The organism is Rhodococcus yunnanensis NBRC 103083 (assembly GCF_001895005.1).
Classification (GTDB): Bacteria; Actinomycetota; Actinomycetes; order Mycobacteriales; family Mycobacteriaceae; genus Rhodococcoides; species Rhodococcoides yunnanense.
The window spans coordinates 142305-167693 of record NZ_BCXH01000003.1; the positions used below are offsets into that span (position 1 = coordinate 142305).

Consider the following 25389-nt stretch of genomic DNA (forward strand, 5'->3'; position numbering starts at 1 on the left):
CGACGCCATGTCTCCCACATTGCACCTGACCGGTGACGTAGAGGCCGATGCGCTACTCGCCGAGGATCCGTTCGCGCTGCTCATCGGGATGTTGCTCGATCAGCAGGTACCGATGGAATCCGCGTTCGCGGGTCCGAAGAAGCTCGTCGATCGGCTCGGTGATCTGAAGGTCGATACCATCGCGCACGCCGATCCCGAGGAGTTCGCGGCCGTCTGTGCCACGACGCCTGCGGTGCATCGCTTTCCAGGGTCGATGGCCAAACGTATCCAGGGTCTTGCCGAGTATCTCGTGGAGAACTACGACGGCAAGCCGGACCAGATCTGGCGCCGCGGCGACCCGAACGGCGCCGAGGTGCTGAAGCGGCTGAAGGCGCTGCCCGGGTACGGCGACCAGAAAGCTCGAATCTTTCTGGCGTTGCTCGGAAAGCAGATGGGCGTCACGCCGGACGGTTGGCGTAAGGCTGCCGGGGCATACGGCGACGATGGATCGCGCCGGTCGATCGCCGACGTCGTCGACGCGAAGTCTCTGCTCGAGGTCCGCGAATTCAAGAAAGCCGCAAAGGCTGCCGCGAAGAACAAGTGAGCACGTACGAGCAGTGGCTGCGGTCGCTCGACGAGTCGCAGCTGGCTGCTGTGCTCGGCAAACGGCCGGACGTCGCCCTCGATCCGCCGCCGCGGACGTATTCGGCTCTCGCGCACCTGCTGCAGACCGAGCGTTCGGTGGATGCCGCCGTGGCCGAGCTCGACCTGGGCGCGGTGAAAGTGTTGTCCGTTCTGAGCGAGCACGGCGGATCGATGCGCAGGCAGGCGCTGGCTGCGGCCGTCGGTGAGGGGCAGGTGAACACGGTCGACGATGTCGACCGAGCGCTCGCGGTGGTGGCCGAGAGCGGTCTGGCGTGGATGGACGGTGTCACCTGCCACTGCGTCGACCTGTACGACAGCTGCCCCGACCTGCCGGACCTGGACGGACTGGGTCCGCCGGATGGCCGATCGTCTTCGGTCGAGTATGCGGCTGCGACGATCACAGCCACTCAGCAATCGACGATCGCGCGGTTCGCGGACACCCTGGACGGGGTGTTGGCCGCCGTGGACGCGGGTGCGGTGAAGAGCGTGAAATCAGGTGGCGTCGGAGTTCGCGAGATACGTGCTCTGACGAAAACCGTTGTTGCAGAGCATGATGTCGTAGTCGAGATGGCGCTGGGTCTTGCCGGCGAACTGCGTCTGGTGGACGCGAGTTTTCCGTCGGTTCGAAGTACGACCGCCTACACCGAGTGGCTCGGGCATGACCGGGCGGCCCGGCTGACGAAAATCATTGCTGCATGGTGGTGTTCGGAGGTGTCGCCGACCAACAGGATACCGCCGACCCCGTCGAGCAAGAATGCACCGGTCCTCGGTGACCGTGCGTTCGATCCGCACACGGTTCCTCTTCGCCAGCGCATGATCACGGCAATGCACGGCAGCGGGTTCCCCGACGGCGAGGCGGCTGGACGGTTTCTCTTGTGGAAGTTTCCCCTGTACGCCGTTATGGCGAATTCCGGTGATCCGCTTGCGGTGTGGCGTGAGGCGAGTGCACTGGGAATCATCGTCGACGGGTGCGCCACGGACCTGTCGCGAGCGCTGGGTGAGCTCGTCGGCGCGGATGCGGCCGCGGTCGAATCGGCGATCGGTCAGGTGCTGGACGATATCGTCTCCACTTCCGAATGCACGCTCCGACTGTTGCCCGATCTCAGTGCGGTGGTCACGGGACCGGTGAACGAGCGGATGTCGACGGTGTTGAACTCTTCTGCGGCGACCGAGACGAAGGGATCGGCGTCGACGTGGAGATTCACCCCGCAGTCGGTGCGCGGTTTCCTCGATGCCGGTGGTTCGGCAGACGAGTTGATCGCGTCGCTGGACGAGCTCGCGATCACCGATGTGCCCCAGCCGCTCGACTACCTCATCCGGGACAGTGCTCGTCGGCACGGCGTGATCGGGGTGCACGCCGATTCGGGCCGAATCGACTCGGCGGACCCGACATTGATCGCCGAGATAGTCGCGCGCGGGATTCTCGAGGTTGTCCAGCACGAGGCGACGTGGTTGACGACCGAGATGCCCGGCACCGAGGTGCTGGCCAGATTGCGCGCGGCGGGTTACTCACCGGTCGGCCACAGGGTCGGAGGCGGCGGGGTTGGGGGCGGCGGGGTTGGGGCTGGAGTTGTCGGGGTTGGGGTTGTCGGGGGCACACCGCCGAGGACGCGGGTTGCTGCGCGGCCCGTACGTCCGGCTTTGTCGACCGGAATCCGTCCGCGTTCCGACGTCGGTGTGCTGGCGCATGCGCTCGTCGGTGGCGAGGACCTCGACATCGACGTCGAACGGGTGGCGGCGATGCTGGGACGGACGAGCAGGCTGCCTGCCCGTGACGTGCAGGCACTCGCACATGCCGTCGCGTTCGGAACCCCTGTTGTCGTGGACATCCTCACGCCGTCGCGGGGCATCGTCAAGGACGAGATCAGTGATGTCGCGCTCGACTCGTGGCTGCTGCACTTCTGGTCGAAGAAACAGCAGGCGCGGACGAGCATCGAGGTCACGCGACTGAAAATGGTGGCCAGGGGACTCGCCTGACCGAGGCGCCGGGGCATCCCTGACGGAGGCGCCGGGGCATCGATGCCGTTGTCGGTGCTCGCCGGTACCCTTCTCTGCGTGGCTCTCTACCGGAAGTATCGTCCTGCGACGTTCGCCGAGGTCGTCGGGCAGGAGCATGTCACCGAGCCGTTGAGCGTCGCGCTCGATGCTGGTCGCATCAACCACGCATACCTCTTCTCCGGCCCGCGCGGCTGTGGCAAGACGTCGTCGGCGCGTATTCTTGCTCGCTCGCTCAACTGCGTCGAGGGCCCGACGTCGACGCCGTGCGGAGTCTGCAACTCGTGCGTCGCACTCGCCGCTGGTGGACCGGGAAACTTGGACGTCGTCGAGATGGACGCCGCGAGTCACGGCGGCGTCGACGACGCCCGCGACCTGCGAGACAAGGCCGTGTACGCGCCGGCCGAATCGCGCTACGTCATCTTCATCATCGACGAGGCCCACATGGTCACCACGGCAGGCTTCAACGCGCTGCTCAAGGTCGTCGAGGAACCGCCGGAGCACCTGGTCTTCATCTTCGCCACCACCGAACCGGAGAAGGTGCTGCCGACCATTCGTTCCAGGACGCACCACTATCCGTTCCGGTTGCTGGCGCCGTCGACCATGCGCGGGTTGCTGGAGAAGATCACCGCTCAGGAGAGCGTCGCCGTCGAGGACCCTGTGTATCCGCTGGTCATTCGCGCCGGTGGAGGTTCGCCGCGTGATTCGCTCAGTGTGCTCGATCAGTTGCTCGCAGGTGCAAGGCCCGAGGGTGTCACCTATCCGCGCGCGCTGTCGTTGCTCGGTGTCACCGATGTGGCACTGATAGACGAGGCCGTCGATGCGCTCGCCGCAGGCGATGGAGGCTCGCTGTTCGGCACGATCGACAAGGTCGTCGACGCCGGGCACGATCCGCGACGCTTCGCCACCGATCTCCTCGAGCGGCTGCGTGACCTCATTCTGATGCGGGCTGTGCCGGACGCAGGTGAGCGCGGCCTTGTCGATGTCCCCGGTGACGTCCTCGAACGCCTCCGTGACGAGGCAGGGCGGATCGGTTCGGCGACGCTTGCACGGTACGCCGAGATCGTGCACTCCGGTCTCGGTGAGATGCGCGGTGCCACGGCGCCGCGATTGCTCCTCGAGGTCATGTGCGCTCGGATGCTGCTTCCGTCGGCGTCCGACGCGGAATCGGCTGTGCTGCAACGGCTGGAGCGTCTCGAGCGTAGGCTCGACGTCACCCTGCCGGCAGGGGAGCAAGCGGCTGTGGACCAGGCGTCCCAGCGCCGAGCAGTCGAGGCGCCGCCCCAGCCGCCCACAGCGGTTGGGAACTCTGCCGTTGGGAACTCTGCTGTTGGGGACCCTGCTGCTGGGGACCCTGCCTCACGTAGCTCTGCGGGTGAGGCGTCGCCGAAGTTCGTCCGGCCTTCGCAGCGAACCGAAACGCCAGCCCCTGAGGCACCTGTACCTCCAGTGCCTGTGCCCCCTGTGCCCGAGGCCCCTGTGCCTGTACCGGTCGCGACAGTGCCCCCCACACCCGAGCCGACGCCAGTTCCCGAGCCCGAGCCGACCCCAGTTCCCGAGCCCACGCCTGAGCCTGAGCCCACCCCTGAGCCCGAGCCGGTCTCCGAGCCTGTCCCGGAACCCCTTTCCGTGGCACCGCAGGCGTCTGTTCCCGAACCAGCTCCAGAACCCGAACCAGCTCCAGAACCCGAACCAGCTCCAGAACCGGACAAGCCGGTGTCGGCTCAGCCCGATGCGGCTGCGGTGCGCGCGGTCTGGTCCGAGGTGAGGGCCAAGGTGCGGGAGCGCAGTCGCACGGTCGAGGTCATGTTGTCCGGGGCGTCGGTGCGCGCGGTGGATGCGGAGTCGATCACGCTGGGACACGATTCGGCGCCGCTCGCGAAGCGGCTTCAGGAACCGCGGAACGCGGATGTAATCCGTGACGCTCTGCGTGATGTGTTCGGTGTCGACTGGGCGGTGACGTGTGTTGTCGGTGCGGCTGCGCCCGCCGAGGAACTAGCGGTCAACTCGGCCGTAACCGAGGCGCCGAAAGCTCCGCTGACCAAATTCTCCAGGCCGAGTCAGAGCAAGCCTGCACGGAGAACCGACGATGCTTTCGGCTCGGCCGGAGACGGATCGGGCGGTCGTTCGGCAGGTGGCAGCTCGTCCGGCAGCGGGGATTCGCCGGGGGGAAGCAGTGCGTCGTACGACGACATTCCGCCGCCGGAGGCGCCCGACTACCCGGATGATCCGGAACCGGCGGGCCCGCCGCCACCGGAGACGCCGGAGGACGAGGAAGAGCTGCTCAAGGCTGCAGCCGAGCCGGCCGACCCGTCGGTGCGCCGGGATCCCGAGACGGTGGCGTTGGAATTGTTGCAGTCGCAGTTGGGAGCGACGCCTCTCAAGGAGGTGTAGTCGCTCGCCGGAGGATATCTCCCTAGCCGAAGCATCTCTCCCGACGTGTGCATCGGCCATCGCCGCCGCACAGGGTTTACGTGATGCAGGGTCTACGTGACCAGCTCTAGGCGGGTTCGATGTCCGCGGGATCGATGAACACCAGGCGTCCGTCGTCGAGGGCCACGGCGTAACGATGTGCAAGGGCCCATGAACGCTCGGTGACGGCCGTGGTCTGGTCGCCGAAGTCTTCCTTGACGACGCCGGAATGCTTCGGCCACTGCTCACGCGCGAGTTCCGGGTCGGAGCTGTAGCGCACTTTGACGCGCGCGCCGACCGTGAACGGCTGTTGGGTGTCCATAGACATTCATCTCCTGGGTTCTTCAGTCCCCCCGGTTGTCGTGCCCCGAGGTTGATCGTAGTTCTACCCAGGGACGATTCTCACCAAACCGAACGCGACGGTCACGGAGAACGCTCGTTTCGGTCCTTCACGCCGCAATGAAACTGGTTCTAGTCTGAAGACAGCCGAGGTGTATTCCTCGAGTCCTGCGGCGCGCTGTACCGGCGCCGCCGCCGAATCGGTACGTGGAAGGAACAACCCCGCTGTGACTACAGAGGCGTTCATTTACGAGGCCATCAGAACCCCCCGCGGCAAGGGAAAAAATGGTTCACTGCACTCCGTCAAGCCGATCTCGCTGGTGACCGGTCTGATCGACGAGCTACGCCGCCGGTTTCCCGACCTCGACGAGAACCGCATTTCCGACCTGATCCTCGGTGTCGTGTCTCCCGTTGGAGATCAGGGCGCCGACATCGCGCGCACCGCGGTGCTCGCTGCCAAGATGCCGGACACAGTCGGTGGATTCCAGCTCAACCGGTTCTGCGCCTCGGGCCTGGAAGCGGTCAACCTGGCCGCGCAGAAAGTGCGCTCGGGCTGGGACGAGGTCGTCATCGCGGGCGGCGTCGAATCGATGTCGCGCGTCCCGATGGGCAGCGACGGCGGCGCATGGGCCATGGACCCCGCGACCAACTACGACACGTACTTCGCACCTCAGGGCATCGGTGCAGATCTCATCGCGACGATCGAGGGGTTCAGCCGCGAGGACGTCGACGCCTATGCCGTGCAGTCCCAGGAGCGCGCCGCGGCGGCGTGGTCGGGTGGCTACTTCACCAAGTCGGTCGTGCCGGTCACCGACCAGAACGGGCTGTTGATCCTCGATCACGACGAGCACATGCGTCCGGGCAGCACCGTCGAATCGCTCGGCAAGCTCAACCCCGCGTTCACCGGCGTCGCCGCGATGGGCGGGTTCGACGACGTGGCACTGCAGAAGTACCACTGGATCGAGAAGATCGATCACGTCCACACCGGCGGCAACAGCTCCGGCATCGTCGACGGCGCAGCTCTCGTGCTCGTCGGTAGCGAGCAGGCAGGCAAGGACCTGAACCTGGTGCCGCGTGCACGCATCGTCGCGACGGCCACCTCCGGTGCCGATACGACGATCATGCTGACCGGCCCGACGCCTGCGTCGAAGAAGGTTCTCGCGACGGCAGGGCTGACCGTCGACGACATCGATCTCTTCGAGCTCAACGAGGCATTCGCGTCCGTCGTCCTCCGCTTTCAGAAGGATCTGCAGATCCCGAACGAGAAGCTCAACGTCAACGGCGGGGCCATCGCGATGGGCCACCCACTGGGCGCGACGGGCGCCATGATCACCGGAACAGTGCTCGACGAGCTCGAGCGCCGCGGCGGCCGGTACGCACTCATCACCCTGTGCATCGGCGGCGGCATGGGCGTTGCCACCATCATCGAGCGAGTCTGAGGGCTGAGACATGACAAACACTGACACTGCCGGAAACATGATCACGTGGGAGCAGGACTCGGACGGCATCGTCGTACTCACGATGGACGATCCGGGCCAGGGCGCCAACACGATGAACCAGCTGTACAAGGACTCGATGGGTGCCACCGTCGACCGGTTGGAGAAGGAAGTCGACTCCATCACCGGCGTCGTCATCACCTCCGCCAAGAAGACCTTCTTCGCCGGTGGTGACCTCAACAACCTGATCAAGGCTCAGCCGGAGGACGCCCAGCAGGTGTTCGACGAGGTCCAGACCGTCAAGGCTCAGCTGCGCCGGCTCGAGAAGCTCGGCAAACCCGTCGTCTCCGCGATCAACGGCGCCGCACTCGGCGGCGGACTCGAAATCACCCTCGCGACGCATCACCGCATCGCGGCGAACGTCCCCGGCGTGCAGCTCGGTCTACCCGAGGTCTCGCTCGGCCTGCTGCCCGGCGGCGGCGGCGTCACCCGCATCACGCGTCTGCTCGGCATTCAGACCGGCTTCATGACCGTGCTTGCCCAGGGCACTCGGTTCCGTCCGGACAAGGCGCTCGAGATCGGGCTCGTGCACGAGCTCGTCGACAGCATCGACGAGCTGGTTCCCGCCGCGAAGGCGTGGATCAAGGCCAACCCCGAGGGCGGCGTCGCGCCGTGGGACGTGAAGGGCTACAAGATTCCCGGTGGCACGCCGTCGAATCCGAAGCTCGCGGCGATCCTGCCTGCGTTCCCGTCGAACCTGCGTAAGCAGATCAAGGGCGCGCCGATGCCGGCACCGCGCGCGATCCTCGCAGCCGCAGTCGAAGGCTCTCAGGTGGACTTCGACAACGCGTCGACCATCGAGTCCCGGTACTTCACCGAACTCGTCACCGGCCGCGTCTCGAAGAACATGATCCAGGCGTTCTTCTTCGATCTGCAGGCGATCAACTCGGGTAAATCGCGTCCCGACGGCATCGAGAAGACGACGTTCTCCAAGGTCGCCGTGCTCGGCGCGGGCATGATGGGCGCAGGCATCGCGTATGTGTGTGCGAAGGCGGGCATCGAGGTCGTGCTCAAGGATGTTGCGCTCGAATCGGCGCAGAAGGGCAAGGCCTACTCCGAGGCCATCGAAGCCAAGGCGCTCTCGCGCGGCAAGACAACGCAAGAGAAGTCCGATGCTCTGCTCGCGCGGATCCATCCGACCGCGGACGCGAAGGACGTCGACGGCGCCGACCTCGTCATCGAGGCCGTGTTCGAGTCCGAGGAACTCAAGCAGAAGGTGTTCCAGGAGATCGAGGACCTGGTGGATCCGACGGCACTGCTCGGCTCCAACACCTCGACGCTGCCCATCACGAGCTTGGCGAAGGGCGTGAAGCGGCAGGAGGACTTCATCGGAATCCACTTCTTCTCACCCGTCGACAAGATGCCGCTCGTGGAGATCATCCGCGGCGACAACACGTCGGACGCAGCGCTCGCGAAGGCGTTCGACCTGGTGCAGATCATCAAGAAGACTCCGATCGTTGTCAACGACAGTCGCGGGTTCTTCACCTCCCGCGTCATCGGCACCTTCATCAACGAGGCGATCGCGATGCTCGGTGAGGGCGTCGAGCCGTCGACCATCGAGCAGGCAGGTCTGCAGGCCGGTTACCCGGCAGCGCCGCTGCAGCTCTCCGACGAGCTGACGCTCAACCTGATGCAGAAGATCCGCAAGGAGACCTACGACGCGTTGATCGCCGCGGGTCAGACTCCTCCCGAGGATCCGGCAGGTGCCGTCATCGACAAGATGGTCGATGAGTTCGAGCGCCCGTCGAAGGCGAAGGGCGCGGGCTTCTACGAGTACGCCGACGGCAAGCGCACCGGCCTGTGGCCAGGTCTGCGTGACGCCTTCAAGTCGGGCACCTCGGAGGCGCCGTTCGAGGATCTCATCGAGCGGATGCTGTTCATCGAGGCCATCGAGACGCAGAAGTGCTTCGACGAGGGTGTTCTCAACACCACCGCCGACGCGAACATCGGCTCGATCTTCGGCATCGGCTACCCGGCCTGGACCGGTGGCGTGCACCAGTACGTCGTCGGCTACGAAGGTGGTCAGGCAGGCTTCGTGCAGCGCGCCGACGAGCTCGCAGCCAAGTACGGCGAGCGCTTCACCGCGCCGGATTCCCTGCGCTGATCACCTGATGTTCACGACTGGGCCGAGCGGTAGGCGATCAACCGCTCGGCACAGTCGGTGAACTGGCGCTGCATCAGCCGGCAGGCTTCGTCGACGTCGGAGGACTTCAGTGCGGCGATGAGCTGCTCGTGACTGCGGACGGCCTCGCGCCCCCATTCGGGATCGACCGCGTACAACCGGGTGGGGGTGTAGCGCGTCGCATTGTTGAGGAACCAGGCGAGTTTGCCGGCGTCGGCGAGCCGGTTGAGCACACGATGGAACTCGAACTCGCCGATCTCCACCTCGTGGGCCTGGCCTTGCTCGACCGCGGCCGAGAGCGATGCGTTGCTCCACTCGAGTTCGGCGATCACGTCGGCCGTGATCTTCGGTGCTGCCCGGCGCACCAGCTCGACGGCGATCTGGCCTTGCAGCCAGAAGATGTCCACGATGTCGTCGTCGCTCAGCGGCGAGACGACGTATCCGCGGTGGGGCACCAGTTCGACCATTCCTTCGCCCCGCAGCGTCAGCAGAGCTTCACGTACCGGAGTGACGCTGACGCCGAGGCGAGCGGCGGTTTCGTCCAACCTGATGAAGTCTCCTGGCCGCACTTCGCCGGACATGACCAGGTGCCGAACGTGATCGGCGACGTCTTCGGACAGTTGAGGGCGTCGGCGCAGCGCGGAAGAAACGCTGTCCGATACCGATCGACGTCTGGTAGCCATGACGATCTAGCAAATCACAGTGCGGGCTTGGTGCGCGTGACGGTGCGAGCCAGCGGTTCGATCACGCGCGCCGCTACCGGCCCGAGAACCGCCATGAGCAGCACGTACGCCGTGGCCAACGCCGCGAGTTCGCCTTCGACCGCGCCTGCAGCGACCGCGAGGCCTGCGATGACGATGGAGAACTCTCCGCGCGCGACGAGCGCCGCACCGGCGCGGAGGCGACCGGGCCGTCCGATGCCTTGACGCCCGGCGGCCCATGCACCGGTCATGACCTTGGTGACGGTGGTCGTGACGGCCAGGACGATCGCCCAGCCGAGGACCGGAGGAATTGTCGCCGGGTCGGTGCCGAGACCGAACACGACGAAGAACATGGCGGCGAACAGATCACGCAGAGGTTCGAGAACGCGGGTTGCGTTGTCGGCCGTCGAACCGGAGATCGCGATACCGAGCAGGAAGGCGCCGACGGCCGCGGACACCTGCAGCTCCGATGCGATCCCTGCGACCAGCAATGCAGATCCCAGCACCTTGAGCAGTACCACTTCGCGGTCGGGACTGTCGACGATCGTGGACACGAACTTGCCGTAGCGCAGCGCCACGACCAGCACGAAGGTGATGACGAACAATGAGATTCCGAGCGCTTCGAGTCCACCGAGAAAGCTGACCCCGCTGAGCACCGCGGTCAGAATCGGCAGATACACGGCCATCGCGAGGTCTTCGAACACCAGGATCGACAACACGACGGGTGTTTCACGGTTACCGAGCCTGCCGAGGTCGGTGAGGACCTTGGCGATGATGCCCGACGACGAAATGTAGGTGACGCCTCCCAGCACGAGGGCGCCGACACCGCCCCAGCCGAGCAGGAGCGCAACGACGGCCCCGGGGATGAAGTTGAGGACGATATCGACCACGCCGGCCAGCCAGGACTTCCGTAGTCCGGTGACGAGCTCGGTTGCGGTGTATTCGAGTCCCAGCAACAGGAGCAGCAGGATGACGCCGATCTCGCTGGCGAGTTCGCTGAACTCGTCGATCCCACCGAGATCGATGATGCCGCCGTTGCCGAAACACAGACCGCCGAGCAGATAGAACGGAATGGGGGAGACCCCGATTTTTCCTGCGAGTCGCGCGAGCAGACCGAGAACGAAGAACACCGCACCGAGCTCGGTCAGTGCCAGCGCGCTCTCGGCCATGCGCTAGCTGTTACCGAGCAGTTTGCTCGCAGCGTCGAGTCCGTCTGCTGTCCCCACGGCGACGAGAAGGTCGCCGGAGGTGAGAGTGAAGTCCGGAGTGGGCGACGGCTGCACTTGGCCCGCTCGCATGACTGCGACGATGGACACGCCGGTCTTGGTGCGCATCGTGGTGTCGCCGAGCGTTCGGCCGTCGAATCGCGAGTGTTCCCTGATCGGGAGCTGGCGAGTGTTGATTCCGGGGAGATCGCGATGATCTTCCCCGAGCTGAGCAATGAGTTGCGGGGTGCCGAGCAAATTGCCCAGCGCCGCCGCTTCCTCATTGCTCAGCGTGATGGACGCCTGTGTTGCGTCGGGGTCGTCTTTGCGCGAGACGATCAGCTCGTTCGCGCCGTCCTTACGGGTGATGACTCCGATGCGGCGTCCGGATGCGAGGGCGAAATCTTTACGCACCCCGATCCCGGGCAGCAGGGTCACTTCGACGTTCATGGGAAAATGCTAACCCCGCCGAGTGTGACCTGTATCGCTGGAGGAGTCGATCAGGATGCGACGGCAGCCAGCAGTGCTTCACGCTGGTTGGCGCCGAGGCCGCCGATGCGGCGGGTGTCTGCGATGGACAGCTGCTCGAGCAGCTGAGCGGCGCGCACCGAGCCGACACCCGGGAGTGCCTTGATCAGGGCGGACACCTTGGTCTTCTTCACGATTTCGTCGTTCTCGGCCTTTGCGAGAACGTCAGCAACGCTGAGCTCGCCGGACTTGACGGCGGCCAGCAGCTTGGACCGGGCGGTACGTGCCTCGGCCGCCTTGGCCAACGCCGCGGTGCGCTGTTCCGGAGTCAATACTGGTAAAGCCATGGCCTTATCTCCTCGATAGTGGTGACCCGTCGCTCGTTGACATGGTCGGGACCCTCTTGCATCGTGCCTGGTGGCTCCGACAATCTTCCCGAACGACACGCGTGTCATTCGCCTGGAGCCACCGTACCTTCCCAGTCAGGCTACGTGCTTATCGATTCGGGGTGTGCCCCGACCAGCAGTTCGGCGAGTTCGACGGGCCTGCGATGATGCAGCCGGGCTCGGACGGGAGCGTCACCGCGGCTCTGCCGACGCCAGCAGCCATCGGTCGTCCAGGCGGGTGAGACCGACCATCATCGGTGACGAATCGGTGCGGCCGTCGGGCACGGTGAGGCTGCGGACCTCCTGATCGAGAAACACTGCGACGACGGCGGAACCAGTGTCCAATCGTTGAATCCCTGCACCGCGTTCACGACGTGGGTGAGCTCGTCGACGCCGTCCTGCACGCGAGCGAGGATGTGCTGTCGATCAGGGATGCGATGTGATCGCGTTGTCGGACCACGAGTTCGATGGTCTGAGCGGCGTCCAGCACCCTGTCGAACTCGGCCTGCTGGGCGTCGGCCTTCGCGAGGTCGGTGGAGACGTTCAGGCGGATACGGGCGCGCCGATCGTGTTGCCGATGTTCTGCAACATGAGGGGGAACTCGGCGAACTGGGCCTCGTGTGTCGCGAAGTGCCAGGTCAGGGCCTCACCGGCTACGCATGAGTCGGTGAATAAGACTTGCGCAGAGCAACTTTGACGACCTTACCGCTGGCGTTGCGGGGGAGTGCGTCGACGACGACCAGCTCCTTCGGGTGTTTGAAGCGGGCGAGATGGTCGCCGAGCCACACGAGGAGTTCGTCGAGAGTCAGATCGGCGGAGGAATCGTTCAAGGCAACGATGGCGACGGGCACTTCGCCCCACTTGTCGTCGGCCCGCCCGATGACGGCGGCCTCGAGAATTCGAGGGTGCGAGTACAGCACGTTCTCGACCTCGGCGCAGTAGATGTTCTCACCGCCGGAGATGATCATGTCCTTCTTGCGGTCGACGACGAACACGAAACCCTCGTCGTCCTGCCGTACGAGATCGCCGGAATGAAACCATCCGCCGTGGAACGCGTCGGCAGTGGCGTCCGGGTTCTGCCAGTATCCCTGCATCAGACTCGGTCCGCGGTAGACGATTTCGCCGATCTCGCCCCGGGGGACGTCGTTCATCTCGTCGTCGACGACGCGCGCGGAGATGGTCGGGATGACGCGTCCGACCGACCCCAGCTTGCGCAGTGCATCCTCACCGTCGAGAACGCATGTGATGGGCGACATCTCGGTCTGGCCGAACACCGCCACGTTGAGGGCGTCGGGAAACGTCGCGGCCATGGCTTTCAAGATCGTGTCCGACGCGGGTGCCGCGCCCCACGAGATGACGCGCAGGTTCAGCTTTCTCGGAGCTCGGGACTGCTCGGCGCACATCGCCTGCCACTGCACCGGAACGAGAAACAGCGTGGTCACGCCCTCCTCGGAGAGGACGTCGAGCAGCGCGGCAGGATCGAAAGCACCGACCGGGTAGATGACGGTCGGAATGCCGAGCTGCAGGCTGGGAGCCAGGCTGCCGAGCGCAGCGATGTGGAACATGGGCGACGCACAGAAGCCGACCTCGTCGACACCGTGCATCTGCAGAGCGCGGATACACGTGAGCGCCTGTGCCTGCATGTTGGCGTGGGTCAGAACCGCGCCCTTGGGGCGGCCCGTCGTTCCTGAGGTGTACATGACGAGTGCAGGCGCGTCGTCGGGGATGTCCACGGGTTCGGCAACAGTGGCGTCGGCAAGTAGCTGCTCGTACGAGTCGCCGACCGTGATGATCTCGCCCAACGAATCCACTTGTGCAGCAACCGCTTGTGCGAGAGGGGCAAGTGCGTCGTCGGTGACGAGCACGGTCGAACCGCTGTTCTGCGCGAGGAAGGCCACCTCGGGCGGTGTCATCCGGAAGTTCACGGGAACGGCAAGTGCGCCGAGAGCATTGACGGCCAACACCGCTTCCAGATATTCGGGCCGGTTGAGCATCAGGATCAGCACACGGTCGCCGTAGCCGATGCCGCGTCGGCTCAGTACTGCCGCGAACCGGTCGACGCGGTCGGACAGTTCGCTCCAGGAGATCGATCGGCCGTGGAAGCGCAATGCAACCGCGTCGGGCTGCATGAGGGCGTGGCGTCGCACCTGGTTGTTCCAATTGTTGCGCGTCGATCGCCGGGGTTCTTCGAGCTGACGTTTGTCGAGCTGGGGTTCGTCGGTGTGAGCGGCCATGGTCGTGTCCTCCTCTAAGGCGGTGCGGAATGTGATGCAGCTTACAGTTCGCGGCGTCGTCATGTCTCGCAAATTTAGATGCATCTGCGCACGTCATCGCGCCTCTAAGTTTGTGAAGATTCGCTCGAGAACCGTGGTCGACGGTGCTGCAGCATCGCCTCGATTCCCTCCGTGAAGTCGGGCGACGTCAGCAGCTCGATCTGTCCCTCGGTCTCCCGCTGCAGCGCGTCGTCGAGAAGCGCGAGGGTCGACGCCGTCACGGCGCGTTTGGACAGTTCGAGCGCTCGCCGCGGTCCTCGGCACAGTCGACGGGCGACTGCGGCGACGTGCGCGTCCAGTTCACTCGACGGAAGGCAGGCAGTGATCAACCCCGAAGCCGCGGCATCGGCCGCGCTCATGGGTTGAGCGAGCAACGTCATCTCATTGGCCCTGGCGCGTCCGATCGCGGCGGGAACCAGCAGGCTGCTGCCGCCGTCGGGCATGAGTCCGACGGAGGTGAACGCGAGCAGGAACGATGCGTCCTCGGCGGCGTAGACGAGATCGGCGGCCAGGGCGATCGACACGCCGATTCCCGCGGCAATGCCGTTGACCTGCGCGATCACCGGAACCGGTACCTCGAACACGGATCGCACCAATTCGGCGGCGACACGCATCGTCTGCTCGGCGCCCTCCCTGAGTTCGTCCGGCGAATTCGGTTGCGCTGCAGCCATGTCGGCAATATCGGCGCCGGCGCTGAACGCACGTCCGGTGCCGGTGAGGATCACGACACGCACGGCAGGATCGTCCCCCGCCGTCGTGAGTGCGTCGATCAGTTCGGTGGCGGTGCGGCTGTCGAGGGCGTTCATCCGTTCGGTGCGGTCGATACGCAGCGTCAGGATCCCTGCCGCGATCTCCGAGTGCAGACCGGTTGTCATACGATCTCCTGTTCTGCGAATTGCCGCTAACTTAACTCTTCAAATCCAATGGCTGTCAAGGGTGGATCCATATCGGCATAGTGTGGGTCGTAGTTCGAGAAGCGGCTATCATGGGGCTCGGTCCTTCGGTCGTTGGGCTCACGGTACGAGGACAGGCAATGGTTTACACAGGCAATGGTTGACACAGGCACGACCGCTGACGGCGCGGCAGACGCGGACACCACCGCGCGGCGTCGACGCCCGAGAAACCGGAAGGCGCAGATCCTGACGGCGGCAGCGGAGGCGTTCAGTGACCGCGGCTATCACCCCGTCGGGATCGATGACATCGCGTCGACCGTCGGGATTTCCGGGCCTGCGCTGTATCGGCATTTCCCGACGAAGTACGCGTTGTTCGTTCACACCGTCTCGAGGCTGGCGGATCTGCTGCTGGCTGCGACGGATTCGAGTGCCATCGTCACCGAAGAGAACGCGGGAGAGCCCGAGGCCAGGCTCGATGCAGTGATCCGAGCGGTCATTCGCACGACCATCGACAACCGACGGACCGGTGGGCTGTACCGATGGGAGGGTCGCTATCTGGTCGGTGACGACAGGGCCGCGCTGCGCGATTCGATGAACCAGCTGCATGCCCGCGTCAGGACTCCTCTGCAGGAACTGCGCCCGGAACTGTCGTCTGCGGATGCCGCGCTACTCGCCACCGCGGCGATCAGCGTGGTCGCGAGTATTACTTCGCACCGATCTGCGTTGTCGTCCAAGCAGATCGAGGAGCTGATGCTGAACGGAGCATGGTCGGTTCTGCGGGTGGATCCGTCGGCCGAGGTAGGTCCGGTGCACCGCGCTGCGGCGGCAGAGGCAATGTTGTCCACCCGCGAAGTGCTTCTGCGCCAATCGATTCTGCTGTTCTACCGGCACGGATATCACGACGTCTCCATCGAGGACATCGGGGCGGCGGCAGGCATCACCGCGTCGAGTGTGTACCGGCACTTTCCGAGTAAGGCCGAACTACTCGCCGCCGCGTTCCACCGTGCCAACGAACGGTTGACCTCGACCCTCGCCGAAGCGATGGAACAGTCGCGATCGTCGGTGGAGACGGTGCACATGCTCGCCCGGTTGTACACGGAACTGACGTTCGAGCACGGTGAACTCGTGGCCGTCTACTTCGCCGAACTCGGCAACCTCCCCGCCGACCAACGGACGAACCTGCGAAACGTGCAGCGTCGCAACATCGACGAGTGGGCCCAGGTGCTCCGCGATGCCCGCCCCGGCCTCGGCGTCGTCACGTCGCGATTTCTCGTCCATGCGGCGCTGGGCCTGGTGTTCGATGTCGGGCGCTCGGTGCATTTCGACCGATCGAGTGCGGCCACCGCACGCGTGCAGCAATCCATGACGGCGGTCATGCTCGGGAGCGACGAGGCTGGGTTGCGCCCGTAATACTCCGCAAATGCGTGTGCGTTTGTGTGGGGGCTGGGGTTGCGGGCGTGGTGGTCCGCAAATGCGTGTGCGTTTGTGTGGGGGCTGGGGTTGCGGGCGTGGTGGTCCGCAAATGCATGTGCGTTTGTGTGGGTTGCGGGTGTGGGGGCTGGGGTTGCGGGTGGGGGTGGCTGTGGCTACTTGGGGTCGGAGGGGGCATGAGGGGCGTCGGGGGCGTGCCGGCGGGAGGCGAGGACCTTCGAGATCCCGAGCTGCGCGGCGACGATGACGAGGCCGACGATCAGGCCGAGTACCGCTGAGGCGAGTGTGTTGACGATCCACGCGAGCACGGGTCCGATTCCGGCGATGTCGTGGACGGCGTCCTTGCCGTGGTGGACGAGCTCGTACAGCGGATGGAAGCCGAGTTCGTCGATACCGACGAGCAGGATGTGTCCGCCGACCCAGAGCATGGCGGCAGTTCCGACGACGCCCAGGACCGACATGACCTTGGGCATGGCGTTGACGAGCGCCCGGCCGAACTTCTCGACGAAGCCCGTCGAGTTCTCGGCGAGCTTCAAGCCGATGTCGTCCATCTTGACGATCAGTCCGACGACGCCGTAGACGACGACGGTGATGACCACCGCGACGACGGCAAGGATGATCAGCCTGCTCCAGAAGCCTTCCGAGGCGATGGTGTCCAGTGCGATGACCATGATCTCGGCGGAGAGGATGAGGTCGGTACGCACGGCACCGGATACGACGCTGTCCTCGTCCTTGGGTTCGTCTGCAGCCTCGTCGTGGTGGGCGCCGTGTCCGAAGAGCGCACCCCAGATCTTGTGCACCGCTTCGTATGCGAGGTAACAACCGCCGAGCATCAGGATCGGCGTCAGCAACCACGGCAGGAACTGACTGAGCAGAAGTGCGATCGGAAGAATGATCAGCAGCTTGTTGCGCAGCGATCCGATGGCGATGCGTTTGATGATCGGCAACTCGCGCTCGGCGGCGAGGCCGCGAACGTACTGAGGTGTCACGGCCGCGTCGTCGATGACGACGCCCGCCGCCTTCGCTGTCGCCTTGCCTGTGGCTGCACCGACGTCGTCGAGCGATGCCGCGGCCAGACGTGCGAGAGCGGCAACATCGTCGAGCAGGGCAACGAGTCCACCCGCCATCACTGGCCTCCTGAATTTTTCGGTGCGCCAATTTTCGGTGCGCTGTCGAATCGAACGATACCGCTTGCGCAGGTAAAGCCTTGGTCAACAGAGATTGTTACCATGCCTCACATGATGCAGACCCGACGCGTTCTGGCTGGAATGTCCGCAGCAGTGCTGGTGCTCGTCGGTGGCGCTTCGGCGAACGCCGCGCCGATCAACGTTCCGTGGTCTCCGGACGATCGTCAGGACACCGAGGTCCAGTTCGAATCCGGCGGCACCACCTTCTACGGAAGCTTCCGCAGCCCGATCGGCGCCACACGCGGCGCTGCACTGCTGCTGCCGGGCAGTGGACCGACGGACCGAAACGGTAACCAGGCGGGCGGGATCACACCCAACACCCTCGCGTACATCGCCGACGCCCTTGCCGACACAGGGATCGCGACGCTCCGCTTCGACAAGACGGGCAGCGGACGCACCGGTCTTGGCGGATTCGATCCCGCAGATCTACCGGGGTTCGTGGATCAGGTCGACGCGGCCGAGGCGGCCCTGACTGTGCTGCAGGAGCGCACCGGCATCGACGGCCCGGCGGTTCTCGGCCACAGCGAAGGCGCGTTGACGACAATGTCGCTGATCGAACGGGGTGCGAGTACCGGACCCGTCGGCCTGCTCGAACCCCCGGCCATCCGTTACCTCGACTTGCTGTCAGCGCAAGTGAATGCCAGTTTCGATCGCGGAATCGAGTCCGGTCAGCTCACCGCCGAGGAGGCCGACGGCAACCGGGCCCGGCTGAGCGAGACCGTTGCGGCGCTTCGTGGTGGCCAGGCGCTGCCGTACCCGGAAGACCCCGTGTTGACGTCGATCGGACTCTCCGCCGTCAACGCGAAGTTCCTCGCCGAGGCGGACGCCGTGAACCCTGTCGCCTCGGCTGTCCGGTCCGACGTCCTGCTGACGTGCTCCGCGAAGGACCTCAACATCTCCTGCGCGCAGACCGACGGCCTGTTCGAGACTCTGGACGGGGCCGACGTCGACTACGTGCGGTTGGCCAACGCGTCGCACACCCTCGGTGAGCTCGGACCTCTGCCCGCAACCGGCCTCGACATCTACGTGCCGCTGCCGCTCTCGTCAGAGTTCCGCGGGGCGCTCGACGCGTGGACGGACCGTGTCTTCGGGTGAGACCGTGTCCTCGGGTGAGTAGGGGCAGTTGATCGCGCCGAGATCCTTGGGTCGGACGTTGCCCGGGTACCCCGGGTACGTCTTGTTCCGTGCGTCGTCGGTGGTCCGAGACTGCGTGCGCTTGGGCATGAATCGCTCGGCTCGCGCCTTGGCCCGCAGGCTCGCGACGGCGACGCGTCGTAGCGCCGGTGAGCCGGCCGGGAAACCGAACGCGTGTGCCATCCGGTCGTCCATCAGGGCGTAGACACCCTGCCGGACGGCGGGATGCAGTGGTGCCGGGAACCACGAGCAGAACAGATCGAGCGTGTACGTCCCGACCTTGTGATTGTCGTCGGTGTAGCGGAACTTGTCTTCCTCGTAGTCGAGTTTGAACTCCGCGAACTCGGTGTACGACTCGGGAATGTTCTTGATTCCCATTCGAATTCCGACCTGCCGGTAGAAATGGAATGTCGCGAGACGTTCCTTCGGGTGCAGCCTGCGCCATCCGTACGTGTCGATCCATTCGATCGGCTCGTAGACGAAGGTGCTCAGGACGTAGAGCATGTCATCGCCGGAGATCGCGTACTGGCCGTGCATCCGATTGACCTGGCGGAGCGACTCCCGGCCGCGTTCGGAATCGTAACCGTGCTCGAGCATCTCGGCCATGAGCAGCGAGGTGTCGTCGTACCGTTTCTGAGGCCGGTTCGCGAATTCACCCGTCTTCTCGAGCAGCTCCGAGATGCTCGGGACGCAATAGGTTCGGAACAGGGCGAATTCGAGTGCCCGCTGGTAGTCCCACGGAAACTCGTATCCTGCGGTGATCCGGTGGATGGCGTGGCAGTCGGCTACCGGGTCCATCTCCTCGATGCGACGAACCCAGCCGTAGCGACCCCGCTTCGGCGTGATCTCCATGTTCTCATCCCCGTCCGTGCCGCAGTTTCAACATCAGTGCCGAAATCTTGAGGTCGCGTGCTTTTCGCTGCATGGTCAGAAGATTGAGAGGTGCTGCGAATCTCTGCACGGCAAGGGATTTGACCGTGCTGAACTCACGAAGCCCGTCGGCGCCGTGGATGCGACCGAAGCCCGAGTCGCCGGTGCCGCCGAACGGTAGTGCCGGTATTCCGGCGAAGCCCAGGACCGAGTTCACCGTCACGACACCACAATCGAGCTTCTCGGCGGCCCGCCTACCCGCAGCGGTGTCCTTGGTGAACACCGAGGCACCCAGACCGTACGACGACGCGTTCGCCCGCTCGATGCCCTCGTCGAGGTCACGTACCTTGTTGACGACGACTGTCGGCCCGAACGTCTCTTCCGTTATCGCAGTGGAGTTCTCGGGTACGTCGGTGAGGACGACGGGGTCGATGTACGGGCCGTGGAGCGTTTCGAGACCGCCGACCACTGCGCGAGCACCCTTGGCGAGGGCGTCCTCGATCTGTGATCGGACGATGTCGCTCTGCTTGCCCAGCGTCATCGGACCGTACGACGACGTCGCAGCGCCTCCCGGTTTCAATGCTGTCACCGACGCTGCGAGTTTGTCGACGAACGCTTCGTACGCCGGTGCCGCGACGTAGATCCGTTCGACGCCTGCGCACGTCTGACCTGCGTTGCCCATCGCACCGAACGTTGCGAACTCCACTGCGGCATCGAGATTCGCGTCGGCGTCGACGAGCATCGCGTCCTTGCCGCCGCATTCGGCGACGAGCGGGGTGAGAGATTGCGCGCACGTCGCCATGACCTTCTTGGCGGTCGCGGTCGAACCGGTGAACGCGATCTTGTCGACGTTCGAGGTGCAGAGCGCCGTTCCGGTGCTTCCGTCGCCGGTGATCGTCTGGAACACCGGATGTGCGGGCGCGAGCGATTCCCACTTGTCGGCCAACCATTTTCCGACGCCAGGGGTGAGTTCGCTCGGCTTGAACACGACCGCGTTTCCCGCCGCGAGCGAGTACGCGATCGACCCCATCGGCGTGTACAGCGGGTAGTTCCAGGGTCCGATGACGCCGACGACTCCGAACGGGCGGTACCCGACGTAGGCCTGCTGGTTCGCGCTGATCAGCCCCGAGGAGACCTTGCGCTGCTTCAGCACCTTCTGTGCGTTGCGGGCGGCCCAGTCGATGTGTTCGACGCCCATCATGACCTCGAGCAGCGAGTCCTCGTCGGGTTTGCCGGTCTCGGCGGCGATGACGTCGGCGAGGCTCCGTGCATCCTTGGCGATGGCCGTCTTGAACTCGAGCAGCCAGCGTGCGCGGCCGGTGAAGCCCTGTATGTCCCACCACCGCGCGGCGGACCTGGCACGTGCGACGGCTGCCTCGACCTCGGTCTTCCCTGCGATCGGGTAGGTGGCGAGGATGGTGCCCGTCCTGGGATCGAGGCTGTCGAACGTGTCGGTTTTCTTCTCTACGGCCTGGTCCGTCATGGGCAGTCCCCTCCGATGCTGTGCTGCAATGATCACATCACATATATTTGATGTGATTTACTGTTGTGCAGCTCACACTATGCGTCGGATCCGACCGAAGACAACCCCGCCGTCCGGATCCCTCCGAACCCTTGGAGTACTTCATGAGCACGGATTTCACCCAGGAACAGCTGGCGTTCGCCCAGGCAGTGGCCGCTTTCGGCAGCAAGGAGGCCGGCACCCGCGAGCAACGGGACGCGCTCACCGAGAACGGGACGCACACCCACAACCAGGCCCTCTACGAGAAGATGGCCGCGCTCGGCTGGCTCGGAGTCACCGTTCCCGAGGAGTTCGGCGGCGCCGACGGCAGCACCGTCGACATGTGCATCCTGCTCGAGCAGTCGGCCAAGGCGATGGCGCCGATCGGAGGCATCGGCCCCACACTCATCACCGGAGCCGCCTACTCGAAGTTCGGTAGTCCGGCACAGAAGGAATCGGTGCTGGGCGGCATCGTCGCAGGTAGGAGCTATTCGATCTCGATGTCGGAACCCGAGGCCGGCTCCGACGTCGGAAATCTCAGTTGCCGCGCCGAGAAGACCGACGGCGGGTGGGTGATCAACGGTCAGAAGACGTGGTGTTCCAATGCCCATTTCGCGGATCGCATTCTGCTGGTCGCACGGACGGGCCGCGGCGGAGGCAAACACGAAGGTCTGACGATGTTCGACGTCCCCGCCGACGTCGACGGGCTCTCCATCGTCGGCATCGGCACGATGGGTGGCAAGGAGGTCAACGATCTCTACTTCACCGATTGTGTCCTCCCCGAGGATTCCGTCATCGGGGTGGAAGGGCAGGGGTGGTCGCAGTTGATGACGGGCCTCAACATCGAACGGCTGATCCTGGCCGCCATGATGCTCGGCACTGCGCAGCGGGCGTTCGACGACACCCTCGAATTCATCACGCAGCGAAAGCAGTTCGGTCGGCCGGTGGGTACGTTCCAGGCGTTGCGGCACCGGATCGCGGATCTGGCGACCGAGATCGAGTGCGGACGCCTGTTGGTCTACCACGTCGCACGTCTGGTCGACGAGAACCCGACCACGCTGTTCCCGCGCGAGGCGTCCATGGCAAAACTCAAGCTGACCGAGACGGCCAAGAAGGTTGCGCTCGAGGGAATGCAGATGATGGGTGGTTACGGGTACGCCACCGAGTTCGACATGGAGAAGCACGTGCGGACGACCCTGGTGTCGTCTATCTACGGTGGTACCAACGAGATTCAACGTGACATCATCGGTAAGACGTACGGGCTCTGATGGCAACACCTCTTCTGCGACGACGGCCGCAACTGTCCGAGGAAGTCGCCGGCCACATCAGACGTCAGATCATGTCGGGAGCGCTACGGCCGGGCTCGTTCGTCCGCATGGACGAGACGGCCGCCGAATTGGGCGTCAGCGCAACGCCCGTGCGCGAAGCGTTGGTCTCGTTGCGCGGGGAAGGGCTCGTCGAGCAGGTTCCCCATCGTGGGTACCGGGTCGGAGAGCTGGACCGCGGTGACATCGATGACATCTTCTGGCTGCAGGGCACGATCGCGAGCAAACTCGCGCGTCGGGCCGCCAGGATCATCACGTCGACGCAGATCGAGCATCTCGCGGGTTTGAACTCCTGCCTACGCGACGCTGTCGTACGAGCCGATCCCGAGGCGATCGAGTCCTGTGAGTTCGAATTCCACCGGTTCATCAACAAGATCGCAGGCGGGACGAAGCTGGCGTGGTTCCTCTTCGGTGCCATCCGGTACACGCCCGCCCGGTTGTACGCGTCGGATCCGACGTGGGGAGAGGAATCGGTGCGCAGTCACGACGTCCTCATCGCGGCGTTCGGGCGACGAGACCTAGATGCGGTCGGCGAGCAGATGCGTCGCCAATTCGTCGACGGCGCAGAGCGATTGATCGCCCACCTCGAACGAGTGGGACTGTGGTCCTAGAGGCGCCTGTCCGAGAACGCCGCGCTAGCTCAGATGATGCGGCTGCGGGTGCGTCTTGTGCGACCAGTCCGAACCGACCTCGTCCTGGTGGCCGTGCCCGTCCGGCGTGCAGGCGGTACCGGCCGGGACCATCGTGATCACAACTGATTTCGACGTCGGGCAATTGCTCTCGGTGGCGGTGGAATCCAGCGGTACCAGCGGATTGGTCTCCGGGTAGTACGCTGCGACGCATCCGCGAGGGGTGTCGTACTCGACTATTCTGAAATTCGGTGCGCATCGGTCGATGTCGTCGTCTTCCCATCGGGTCACGAGATCGACGAATTCGCCGTTTCGATAGCCGAGTGCCGCGATGTCGTCGCGGTGCACGAACACCACACGCCTGCCGCCTTCGATGCCGCGGTAACGATCGCTGAGACCGTAGATCGTCGTGTTGAACTGATCGTGGCTTCGGAGCGTCTGCAGGAGTACGTGGCCGTCGGGTACGTGCAGTACCTCGATCGGCGACGTCGTGAAGACGCCTCTCTTCGAATCGGTTTCGAAGGTTCTGGAGTCACGGGGTGGGTGCGGCAGCACGAACCCGCCCGGTCTGCGCACGTTGACCTCGTAGCCGCCGCATCCGGGCACGACGCGTGCGATGTGGGTTCTGATGTTGCGGTAGTCCTCGCGCATGTCCTTCCAGTCGATCCCGTGCCGGGCACCCAGGGTCGCCTCGGCGATACCGGTGAGGATGGCGACCTCCGAGCGAAGGTGTTCGCTTGCCGGTGTCAACGGGCCACGCGAGGAGTGCACCGAGCAGGTCGAGTCCTCGACCGAGATCCACTGTGGTCCAGACGATTGAACGTCCTTCTCGGTTCGGCCGAGGGTAGGCAGGATCAGCGCCGTTTCTCCGCAGACCAGGTGGGACCTGTTGATCTTGGTGGAGATCTGGACCGTCGTTCGCATTCCGCGTAACGCCTCGAACGTCACTCCGGTGTCCGGCGTCGCCTGAGCGAAGTTGCCACCGAGGCCGAGGAAGAAGTGTGCGTTGCCGTCGCGCATCGCTCGGATCGAATCCACGGTGTCGTGGCCGTGTTCGCGCGGTGGGTCGAAGCCGAACTCGCGCTGTATCGAGTCGAGGAAGTGGTCGGGGACGCGCTCCCAGATTCCCATGGTCCGATCGCCCTGGACGTTGGAGTGCCCGCGCACCGGCAGAAGGCCTGCGCCTCGCTTGCCGATGTTTCCTTGTGCGAGAGCGAGGTTGGTGACTTCCTTGATGGTGGCGACGGCGTTGCGATGCTGCGTCAGGCCCATCGCCCAGCAGAAGACGGTGGCTTTCGAATCGCGCAGCATCTTCGCGGCGTCGGTGATCTGTGCGCGGGTCAGACCGGTCGCCGACGTGACGACGTTCCAATCGACGGCTGCGACATGGGCCTTCCAACTGTCGAATCCCGTGGTGTAGGCGTCGACGAATTCATGGTCGATGCAGTCCCATTCGACGAGGAGCGAGCCGATGGCCTGGAACAGGGCGAGGTCGCCGTTCACCTTGACGGGCAGATGCAGATCCGACAGATCGGTGCCAGGACCGACCATGCCGCGCGGGGTCTGTGGGTTCTTGAAGTTGACGAGCCCGGCTTCCCGCAACGGGTTGATCGCGAGGATCTTGGCGCCGTTCTGCTTCGCTGTCTCCAGTGCGGACAGCATCCTGGGATGATTGGTCCCAGGATTCTGGCCTGCGAGGATGATCAGTTCTGCGTCGTACACATCGTCGAGGGTGACGCTTGCTTTGCCGATCCCGATGGTCTCCTGCAACGCGATGGACGTCGACTCGTGGCACATGTTGGAGCAGTCGGGAAGGTTGTTGGTCCCGAATGCGCGCGCGAAAAGCTGGTAGACGAATGCGGATTCGTTCGACGCCCGCCCGGAGGTATAGAAGATTGCTTCGTTCGGATCGGCGAGAGATCGTAGCTGCTCGCCGATGAGGCGGAAGGCGTCGTCCCACTCGATCGGTTCGTAGTACCGGCCACCGGGGAGCTTGACCATGGGGTGGGTGATGCGCCCCTGCTGGCCGAGCCAGTGTTCGCTACGGGAGTCCAGGTCGGCGATGGAATGCTTCGCGAAGAACTCGGGGGTGGCTCTGGCGGTCGTTGCTTCCTCGGCGACGGCCTTGGCGCCGTTCTCGCAGAATTCGGCGACGTGTCGGTGGCCGGGATCAGGGTCGGGCCAGGCGCAGCTCATGCAGTCGAAGCCCTCGGCCTGATTGAGTTCGAGGAGCGTCCTGGCAGTCCGAACCGGTCCCATGTGGCCGAGGGCTCGCTTCATCGAAACCGCGACTGCGACGGGTCCGGCCGCGTGAGTCTTGGGCTTCTCGACGCGCAGATCGGGCTCCTGCAGTTCTGAATCCTGCAGTTCTGATGTGCTGTGGTCGTGCAACGCGGTC

The 25389-nt window shown here is 64.8% G+C and carries 21 protein-coding genes; 9 read left to right on the forward strand and 12 right to left on the reverse strand.

The window, feature by feature from the left end; all coding sequences use genetic code 11:
• The first annotated feature begins 7 nt into the window (after positions 1 to 7).
• From RY1_RS07090 to RY1_RS07100, 3 genes are all read left to right on the forward strand, one after another.
• Positions 8 to 583 carry an HhH-GPD-type base excision DNA repair protein gene (locus tag RY1_RS07090; protein WP_072802842.1) on the forward strand — a complete coding sequence of 192 codons (576 nt, stop codon included), beginning with the start codon at positions 8 to 10 and terminating at the stop codon, positions 581 to 583.
• Complete coding sequence (locus RY1_RS07095) at positions 580 to 2601, forward strand: helicase-associated domain-containing protein (protein WP_072802843.1); 2022 nt, start codon at positions 580 to 582, stop codon at positions 2599 to 2601. Before RY1_RS07090 ends, RY1_RS07095 begins: the two co-directional genes overlap by 4 nt.
• 78 nt (positions 2602 to 2679) lie before the next feature.
• The gene (locus tag RY1_RS07100; RefSeq protein ID WP_072803057.1) at positions 2680 to 5013 is read left to right on the forward strand and encodes a DNA polymerase III subunit gamma and tau; all 2334 of its coding nucleotides are present in this window, start codon (positions 2680 to 2682) and stop codon (positions 5011 to 5013) included.
• Between the two features lie 106 nt (positions 5014 to 5119).
• On the opposite strand, the gene RY1_RS07105 is transcribed toward RY1_RS07100, so the two are convergent.
• Positions 5120 to 5359 carry a hypothetical protein gene (locus RY1_RS07105; RefSeq protein WP_072802844.1) on the reverse strand — a complete coding sequence of 80 codons (240 nt, stop codon included), beginning with the start codon at positions 5357 to 5359 and terminating at the stop codon, positions 5120 to 5122.
• 238 nt (positions 5360 to 5597) lie between these two features.
• On the opposite strand from RY1_RS07105, the gene RY1_RS07110 reads away from it, so the two are divergent.
• Positions 5598 to 6809 carry an acetyl-CoA C-acetyltransferase gene (locus RY1_RS07110; RefSeq protein WP_072802845.1) on the forward strand — a complete coding sequence of 404 codons (1212 nt, stop codon included), beginning with the start codon at positions 5598 to 5600 and terminating at the stop codon, positions 6807 to 6809.
• Positions 6810 to 6819: 10 nt separating this feature from the next.
• Positions 6820 to 8970, forward strand: coding sequence for a 3-hydroxyacyl-CoA dehydrogenase NAD-binding domain-containing protein (locus tag RY1_RS07115; protein ID WP_072802846.1), 2151 nt, complete (start codon positions 6820 to 6822; stop codon positions 8968 to 8970).
• An 11-nt stretch (positions 8971 to 8981) separates the two neighbouring features.
• Here the strand turns inward: RY1_RS07115 and RY1_RS07120 are convergent, their stop codons facing one another.
• The 7 genes from RY1_RS07120 to RY1_RS07145 form a co-directional block, all read right to left on the reverse strand.
• Positions 8982 to 9671, reverse strand: a complete 690-nt coding sequence (locus RY1_RS07120; protein WP_072802847.1) for a GntR family transcriptional regulator — start codon at positions 9669 to 9671, stop codon at positions 8982 to 8984.
• A gap of 14 nt (positions 9672 to 9685) precedes the next feature.
• Complete coding sequence (locus tag RY1_RS07125; RefSeq protein WP_072802848.1) at positions 9686 to 10858, reverse strand: cation:proton antiporter; 1173 nt, start codon at positions 10856 to 10858, stop codon at positions 9686 to 9688.
• A 3-nt stretch (positions 10859 to 10861) separates the two neighbouring features.
• Positions 10862 to 11344, reverse strand: coding sequence for a cation:proton antiporter regulatory subunit (locus tag RY1_RS07130; protein ID WP_072802849.1), 483 nt, complete (start codon positions 11342 to 11344; stop codon positions 10862 to 10864).
• A 50-nt stretch (positions 11345 to 11394) separates the two neighbouring features.
• A complete protein-coding gene (mihF, locus tag RY1_RS07135; RefSeq protein ID WP_026347388.1) occupies positions 11395 to 11709 on the reverse strand; it encodes an integration host factor, actinobacterial type in 315 nt (104 codons plus the stop codon).
• A 231-nt stretch (positions 11710 to 11940) separates the two neighbouring features.
• Positions 11941 to 12093: a hypothetical protein gene (locus RY1_RS29910; RefSeq protein ID WP_156376380.1), complete on the reverse strand. Its 153-nt coding sequence runs from the start codon at positions 12091 to 12093 to the stop codon at positions 11941 to 11943.
• A 308-nt stretch (positions 12094 to 12401) separates the two neighbouring features.
• Entirely contained in the window at positions 12402 to 13982 is a 1581-nt protein-coding gene (fadD5, locus tag RY1_RS07140) for a fatty-acid--CoA ligase FadD5 (protein WP_072802850.1), read from the reverse strand.
• Positions 13983 to 14086: 104 nt separating this feature from the next.
• Complete coding sequence (locus RY1_RS07145; protein ID WP_072802851.1) at positions 14087 to 14896, reverse strand: enoyl-CoA hydratase; 810 nt, start codon at positions 14894 to 14896, stop codon at positions 14087 to 14089.
• A 174-nt stretch (positions 14897 to 15070) separates the two neighbouring features.
• On the opposite strand from RY1_RS07145, the gene RY1_RS07150 reads away from it, so the two are divergent.
• Positions 15071 to 16324 (forward strand): TetR/AcrR family transcriptional regulator, encoded by a 1254-nt coding sequence (locus RY1_RS07150; RefSeq protein ID WP_072802852.1) that lies wholly within the window; start codon positions 15071 to 15073, stop codon positions 16322 to 16324.
• A 176-nt stretch (positions 16325 to 16500) separates the two neighbouring features.
• On the opposite strand, the gene RY1_RS07155 is transcribed toward RY1_RS07150, so the two are convergent.
• On the reverse strand, positions 16501 to 17472 hold the full coding sequence (locus RY1_RS07155) for a DUF808 domain-containing protein (RefSeq protein WP_072802853.1): 972 nt from the start codon (positions 17470 to 17472) through the stop codon (positions 16501 to 16503).
• A gap of 111 nt (positions 17473 to 17583) precedes the next feature.
• Here RY1_RS07155 and RY1_RS07160 point away from each other — a divergent pair, with 111 nt between their 5' ends.
• Positions 17584 to 18627, forward strand: coding sequence for an alpha/beta hydrolase (locus RY1_RS07160; protein ID WP_084727233.1), 1044 nt, complete (start codon positions 17584 to 17586; stop codon positions 18625 to 18627).
• Here the strand turns inward: RY1_RS07160 and RY1_RS07165 are convergent.
• Both RY1_RS07165 and RY1_RS07170 read right to left on the reverse strand, forming a co-directional pair.
• On the reverse strand, positions 18577 to 19518 hold the full coding sequence (locus RY1_RS07165; protein ID WP_072802854.1) for an oxygenase MpaB family protein: 942 nt from the start codon (positions 19516 to 19518) through the stop codon (positions 18577 to 18579). The genes RY1_RS07160 and RY1_RS07165 overlap by 51 nt on opposite strands.
• Positions 19519 to 19522: 4 nt before the next feature.
• Complete coding sequence (locus RY1_RS07170; RefSeq protein WP_072802855.1) at positions 19523 to 21019, reverse strand: aldehyde dehydrogenase family protein; 1497 nt, start codon at positions 21017 to 21019, stop codon at positions 19523 to 19525.
• 143 nt (positions 21020 to 21162) lie between these two features.
• Here RY1_RS07170 and RY1_RS07175 point away from each other — a divergent pair, with 143 nt between their 5' ends.
• Both RY1_RS07175 and RY1_RS07180 read left to right on the forward strand, forming a co-directional pair.
• A complete protein-coding gene (locus RY1_RS07175) occupies positions 21163 to 22305 on the forward strand; it encodes an acyl-CoA dehydrogenase family protein (RefSeq protein WP_072802856.1) in 1143 nt (380 codons plus the stop codon).
• Complete coding sequence (locus RY1_RS07180; protein ID WP_072802857.1) at positions 22305 to 22973, forward strand: GntR family transcriptional regulator; 669 nt, start codon at positions 22305 to 22307, stop codon at positions 22971 to 22973. Before RY1_RS07175 ends, RY1_RS07180 begins: the two co-directional genes overlap by 1 nt.
• A gap of 24 nt (positions 22974 to 22997) precedes the next feature.
• Here the strand turns inward: RY1_RS07180 and RY1_RS07185 are convergent, their stop codons facing one another.
• The gene (locus tag RY1_RS07185; RefSeq protein WP_072803059.1) at positions 22998 to 25358 is read right to left on the reverse strand and encodes an FdhF/YdeP family oxidoreductase; all 2361 of its coding nucleotides are present in this window, start codon (positions 25356 to 25358) and stop codon (positions 22998 to 23000) included.
• Positions 25359 to 25389: the final 31 nt, after the last annotated feature.